This is a genomic window from Methanosalsum natronophilum, assembly GCF_024808815.1.
Lineage (GTDB): Archaea > Halobacteriota > Methanosarcinia > Methanosarcinales > Methanosarcinaceae > Methanosalsum > Methanosalsum natronophilum.
In genome coordinates this window covers 1-6,051 of record NZ_JANUCS010000029.1, presented here as the reverse complement: position 1 = coordinate 6,051, position 6,051 = coordinate 1, and the positions used below count along the sequence as shown (strand labels likewise).

5 protein-coding genes are annotated in these 6,051 nt (G+C 33.9%); 2 read left to right on the top strand and 3 right to left on the bottom strand.

The window, feature by feature from the left end:
- Positions 1-163 precede the first annotated feature (163 nt).
- Positions 164-2,164, top strand: coding sequence for a heavy metal translocating P-type ATPase (locus J2T59_RS09995; protein ID WP_259135791.1), 2,001 nt, complete (start codon positions 164-166; stop codon positions 2,162-2,164).
- A gap of 386 nt (positions 2,165-2,550) precedes the next feature.
- Here J2T59_RS09995 and J2T59_RS09990 read toward each other — a convergent pair whose 3' ends face one another.
- Positions 2,551-2,895, bottom strand: a complete 345-nt coding sequence (locus tag J2T59_RS09990) for a hypothetical protein (protein ID WP_259135790.1) — start codon at positions 2,893-2,895, stop codon at positions 2,551-2,553.
- Positions 2,896-3,080: 185 nt separating this feature from the next.
- Here J2T59_RS09990 and J2T59_RS09985 point away from each other — a divergent pair, with 185 nt between their 5' ends.
- The gene (locus J2T59_RS09985; protein WP_259135789.1) at positions 3,081-3,728 is read left to right on the top strand and encodes a flavodoxin family protein; all 648 of its coding nucleotides are present in this window, start codon (positions 3,081-3,083) and stop codon (positions 3,726-3,728) included.
- Positions 3,729-3,749: 21 nt separating this feature from the next.
- Here J2T59_RS09985 and J2T59_RS09980 read toward each other — a convergent pair whose 3' ends face one another.
- Entirely contained in the window at positions 3,750-4,565 is an 816-nt protein-coding gene (locus J2T59_RS09980) for a glycine betaine ABC transporter substrate-binding protein (protein WP_310572677.1), read from the bottom strand.
- Positions 4,566-4,841: 276 nt separating this feature from the next.
- Complete coding sequence (locus J2T59_RS09975; protein ID WP_259135788.1) at positions 4,842-5,726, bottom strand: ISH3 family transposase; 885 nt, start codon at positions 5,724-5,726, stop codon at positions 4,842-4,844.
- Positions 5,727-6,051: the final 325 nt, after the last annotated feature.

Genomic DNA, 6,051 nt, shown 5'->3' with positions numbered 1-6,051 from the left:
GCAATAAATACACTAATATTGAGTCCAAAGTGGCTAAAATCATAGTAAAATCAACAAAATTAGCTGAACTGGCAAACTCATTTTCCGACAAAAATGTATGAGGCTTAAATTAACTGTAAAACAAATATAAATTAACATCAAAAGAGTTTAAAAGAGCATTTACATGGAACAGCAAACCGATTTTCATGGAAATCATAACGATATGGAGAAAAATAATACATCCTCCCATGATCATCATGAAATGATGTTAGAAGATTTCAAAAAAAGGTTCATTGTTTCTATAATTTTTACTATACCTATTTTATTATTATCACCAATGATTCAATCCTTTTTGGGTATTGATATTCGCTTTACTGGTGATTTATACATTCTTTTCCTTCTTTCAGCAGCTATATACTTTTATGGTGGTTATCCCTTCCTATCAGGTATTTTGAGAGAGTTGAAAGCAAAAGAACCTGGAATGATGACGCTTATTGCAGTAGCAATAACTGTTGCTTTTGTTTACAGTAGTGCAGTTGTTTTTGGTTTAGAGGGCAAGTTGCTCTTTTGGGAATTAGCAACTCTTATAGATATTATGCTCCTTGGTCACTGGATTGAAATGAGATCAGTTATGAGTGCTTCTAGATCAATGGAGGAGATAGCTAAGCTTATTCCATCAGTTGCACATAAGATAGGGGAAGATGGTCATATTGACGAGGTATCAGTATCCTCCCTTCAGATTGGGGACAAAGTCTTAGTGAAACCAGGTGAAAAAGTACCTGCAGATGGTACTGTATTTGAGGGCACATCTTACGTAGATGAATCGATGATTACTGGCGAATCAGAACCTGTTACAAGAACCGAGGGTAACGAAGTAATTGGCGGATCGATTAATGGTGATGGATCTCTTCAAGTCGAGGTTAAAAAGACGGGTAAAGACACATTCATATCACAACTTGTTGAACTTGTAAAAGAAGCTCAAGAAAGTAAATCGAAGACTCAGAACTTAGCTAATAGGGCTGCTAAGTGGTTAACTTTAATTGCTCTTACTGCCGGGTCGATCACACTCTTAGTCTGGCTATTTTATATGGGCCAGGATTTTGCTTTTTCTATTGAAAGAGCAGTTACTGTAATGGTCATTACATGTCCCCATGCACTAGGTCTAGCTATTCCATTAGTTGTAGCTATATCAGCATCTATAGGCGCTACGAAAGGTTTACTTGTAAGAAATAGAATTGCTTTTGAGGGTATACGTGATGTTGATTCAGTTATTTTCGATAAAACAGGAACACTTACTGAAGGTAAGTTTGGTGTTACTGACATAATCACTTTCTCGCAGATGGATCAAAATGAGGTTTTAAAATATGCAGCATCAGTCGAAAAGAATTCAGAACACCCACTTGCAAAGGGCATAGTATCTTCTGTAGAACAGACGTATGATGTGAAAGATTTTAAAGCTCTGGCTGGAAAAGGTGCCATTGCAAATGTAAACAATAAAAATGTAAAGATTGTAAGCCCCGGCTATTTACGTGAAAATGGAATTGAATATCCTTCCGAGAAGATAAACAGCCTTTCAGAACAAGGTAAAACAGTTGTTTTTGTCATTATAAATGGACAATTGGAGGGAGCAATAGCACTCGCTGATATAATTCGCCATGAATCAAAAGATGCTATAAGATCGCTTAAAAGTAAAGGTATTGAATGTCTTATGATTACTGGGGATAACGAACGTGTTGCACGATGGGTTGCTAATGAGCTCGAATTAAATGAACACTTTGCTGAAGTTTTACCTGAAGAAAAAGCAAAAATAGTTAAAGAAATTCAGAGTAGGGGTAGGAAAGTGGCAATGACAGGCGATGGAATCAATGATGCTCCTGCCCTTGCACAAGCTGATGTTGGTATTGCAGTTGGTGCAGGTACAGATGTAGCAATTGAAACTGCTGACATCATACTTGTACGCAGTAACCCCGCAGATGTCTTATCGTGTATCAAACTATCTGGCGCAACCTACAGAAAAATGCTACAAAACTTGTTCTGGGCAACGGGTTATAACGTATTTGCCATTCCGCTTGCAGCAGGTGTGCTTTATGGTCAGGGGATACTTCTATCACCAGCAATAGGTGCTGTCTTGATGTCACTTAGTACAGTAATAGTAGCAATTAATGCAAAATTTCTTAATATTTGAAATTTTTGTATAAATATCCTTAGGTAATTAATTTAAAACAGTTACAAAGAGTACCTGAAATTTTTTGAAGGCTAAGCTAAGAAGAAGTTGTAAAAAATAATCATTCCTTATTATTTCTACTTTAAAGAATACTTAAATAAACTGTTGGAACGAGCTAATATTGAGGATTAATCAAATATCCTTAAACTATTAAAACCCTTTTTATTATAGCCTTAATTGATATTAACAAGAGAATAAAATAGATTTAAAGCTACAAAACAGATACAAGTCAATTATAGTTGCTGCTACGAACCAATTGGAAAAAAGACTAAAAAAACAAGTTAATTTTTTTAAAAATATGTGTATTATCTAGATTAAAACTAACTTAATGTAATTTAATTATTTACTTAACGTCCAACTACCTCGTTATAAGCATCTATAGCAAATGCTATAGCCAGAATGATGGAGAATACCCAGTAAGATATACTATAGGTTAAATACTGGTCAAATATATTTTCAGGTAAAGTGAATGCCCAAGCTGCAAAAGATAGCATACTTATAATTATTAGTACAGCAAAAAACTTTCTTGTACCAATATATAAGTAACCTATACCGGGCAGTAAAAAATTCAATATAGCGGCCAACAATGGGTTTTTATCACTTTTCTTTCTCAGGTCATGACTACAAGTAGGACACTTTTCTGCCTCTTTAAACCTGAGCTGCGAACCGCACGATGGACAAAAACTTGGCATAATTAATCACGTGAATAATTTGTATTAACTATATAAGTGATTTCAGAATAAATATGTTTTCTATTTATTGTAAGGTACATAAATATTAAGCTCAAAATCTATTATTTAAGTTAGGATTATATTACAACAAAGAATTTGTTTAATAGATTTTGTATTTATACTTTTAAAGTTTAATGAGGTATTGTATGAAAATTTTAGGTATTGTTGGTAGTAAAAGGAAAAATGGTAATACTTCTATATTGGTCCAAGAATCATTAAAGCCTTTTGATGAAAGAGGAATTAAAGTCGAACTTATCTTTTTAGGCGATTATGACATTAATGGCTGTAATGGCTGTGAAGGTTGCCAAGACACTTTTGAATGTGTTATTGATGATGATATGCATCAAATATATCCTAAACTATTTGAATCAGATGCTATTATCCTAGGTTCACCGACATATTTCTATAATGTTTCTGGAGATATAAAAAAGTTCATAGACCGTTGTTATTGTCTTGATTTCTTTCATAAAGAAGATAGATCAGTTTGGATGGGTCTCAATGAGATTATTGGGATGAAGTATGCTACTGTTATTGCTGTATGTGAACAAGACAACTTAGAGGATATGGGATATACGGCTGATGTAATGAAAAAGAGTCTTGAAGCATTAAGTTATAGAGTGGTTTCAACTGTAAAAATATTAAACCAATTTACTGCGGGAGAAGTTCTGAAAGATAGCAAGGCATTAAATGAATCACAAAAAGCTGGTGAAAAACTGTTTAAAACACTGGAGTTAAGAAATCTATTATTTAATAAATTTTCTAATAGAATATCACAAAACCAAATAAAAGAATAATAAGGGTTAATTAAAGTACCCTTATTCTTCAAAACATGAAGCAACCTTTTCAGGATTATCTTCTATCCATTTAGCTGCAGCATCTTCTGGATCCATTCCTTCTTCCATATCCATCATTACGGATTCAACATATTCCTGTTCCCACTCAAACCTTGAAATGATTTCATAGAGTTCAGGCTTATCTTCTTGGAGGCCTTCTCTAGCAAGTGTTCCTACATATTCTGCGGCACCAAAAGATCCTTCTGGATCATCAAGGTATTTTAAATCCCATCTCTGGAATTTCCAATGTGGACTCCATCCTGTAACAACTACCCATTCTTCATTCTGTATCGCTGTTCTGAGTTCAGTTGTCATTGCAGCACCACTACTTGCAACAAGTTCGTGATATAGTCCGTATGTATCAATGGCATCTTCAGTTGCAGACATTAGCCCTGCACCAGGTTCAATTCCTACAATCCTACCATCAAACTCATCCTTATGATCATTTAACTCTTCAACTGAGTCAATAGTAACATATTCAGGAACTACGAGTCCTATCTTCCATCCTTCAAGGTTAACCGAAACTTCTTCAAAATCGTCACCATATTGATCAATATAATGACCATGTGTGTGTGGTAACCATGCAGATACTGTAAAATCAAATTGACCATCAGCAAGTCCACGATATAGAGCACCAAGTTCTATCGATATAATTTCTACATCATATCCTGCATCTTCAAGTGCAATCTTTAGAACGTTAGTACTTGCAATCTCACCATCCCATGGAAGGTACTCGGTGGTTGTTTGGTAAGGATCTACTTCTGTATCTTCTAAACAGCCAATACCTATAATACTCAAAACAAGTAGAGCGCTAATCAGTAATATCTTTATTTTTCTGACAAAAATATCACAAATATATCTTTTTATAAAAGCTTAGATATATTAGTCAATAACTTATTTTGGCACATATAAAATTTTTTCTCCCCATAAGAATTCATTAAAATTTCTTAATAAATAGTAAGTAGATACAAGTTTTACGTTCCTACTTAAACTACATACAATAGCGAACCTTAATTTTGTCTAAAGTCAGTAGTTCTCTAATTTCATCTCCGTCTTGTTCTTAACACCATTGAATTACCTTAAACACTCCACTTTCAATTGAATTTTTAACTTTCTCCTAAGCCAATCTTCAACAAACAGAATATTTCTCATCCTGTAAGATGATTCAATGGCAAACCGTCTTCTATAGACAGTACTGACCTTCCGTGGAGACCATTTAACTCCATAAACAACAAAACCAAGGTTCTCACATCCATGTTTACTTCTTTGACCTTTCAGATACTTTACATCAATTACAATATCCAGATGAACTTTTTGTTTTTGAGCATTCTTCATTACATATTCAGCAGACCTTGCTTTTCTGCCAACAAGTAATTGCTTGATCTCTTTTCCCTTTCTTACTACAGGTATGATGTGAGATACCTTACTGTTCTGCAAGAACCTGATCACATCAACTGAATAGAACTCTCGATCCAGACAAAGTACCCTGATCTTGAAATTAAGTGTTTTGATAAGGCCTATGAAATAAGTTAGATAATCAACTTTTGTTTTATCTTTCTCAACAGGAAGGACTGCAAGAGTATATCTTTCGTTTTTGTTTATAATAGATAGAGACACATATGAATAAAAAGAGTTAGTGGATTTCTTGGCCTGACTACGTATCACATATTTTTCATTGGATGAGTCAATTTTCCCGTAATATGGATCATTTGTAAAATCGATAGCAAACTCATACTTTTTCTCTGGTTTTAAAGTACCGACAATATCTTGAAGAAGAATGCTTTGATTTGCATGAATAAGCTCTTCAAGATTTATTTTCTTGAGATGATTAGGGCTAAGCGAACCGTTTATTTTTATATCGATATTATCGAGAAGTGGTTTAAGAACGGTATCAATACATTGTTTAGGCCTTAATTCAACCTTATCACATGTCCTTGAATCGAATGCTAGGAATGACATACGGAGGTATTCCTGTCGTATATAAAACTATCGGCAGGCATAGTTCGATAACCTATTCAAAATTAGCAAAGTACTGAAAGTAAATTTTTACATTGTGTGTCTATCGTTAGAGGGATTTTTCAGTTAATACATTTAAAGCACACTAACAAAACGCTAACATTTTTCTTAATGGTGTTACAGGGAATTACTATATATTTTACTGTTTACTTATATAAGAGTTATTTAACCACGGGGCTGTCAAAAACTTTGGGGTTGCAAAGCCTGAGCTAATTAATAACAATAAATATATATTATTAAAGTAGATATGGTTTTGTGAAAAACCATA

Bases quoted from the DNA above. Each gene is read 5' to 3' on its own strand.
- J2T59_RS09990 (WP_259135790.1), bottom strand. From the start codon at position 2,895: ATGCCAAGTTTTTGTCCATCGTGCGGTTCGCAGCTCAGGTTTAAAGAG.
- J2T59_RS09995 (WP_259135791.1), top strand. From the start codon at position 164: ATGGAACAGCAAACCGATTTTCATGGAAATCATAACGATATGGAGAAA.
- J2T59_RS09985 (WP_259135789.1), top strand. From the start codon at position 3,081: ATGAAAATTTTAGGTATTGTTGGTAGTAAAAGGAAAAATGGTAATACT.
- J2T59_RS09975 (WP_259135788.1), bottom strand. From the start codon at position 5,726: ATGTCATTCCTAGCATTCGATTCAAGGACATGTGATAAGGTTGAATTA.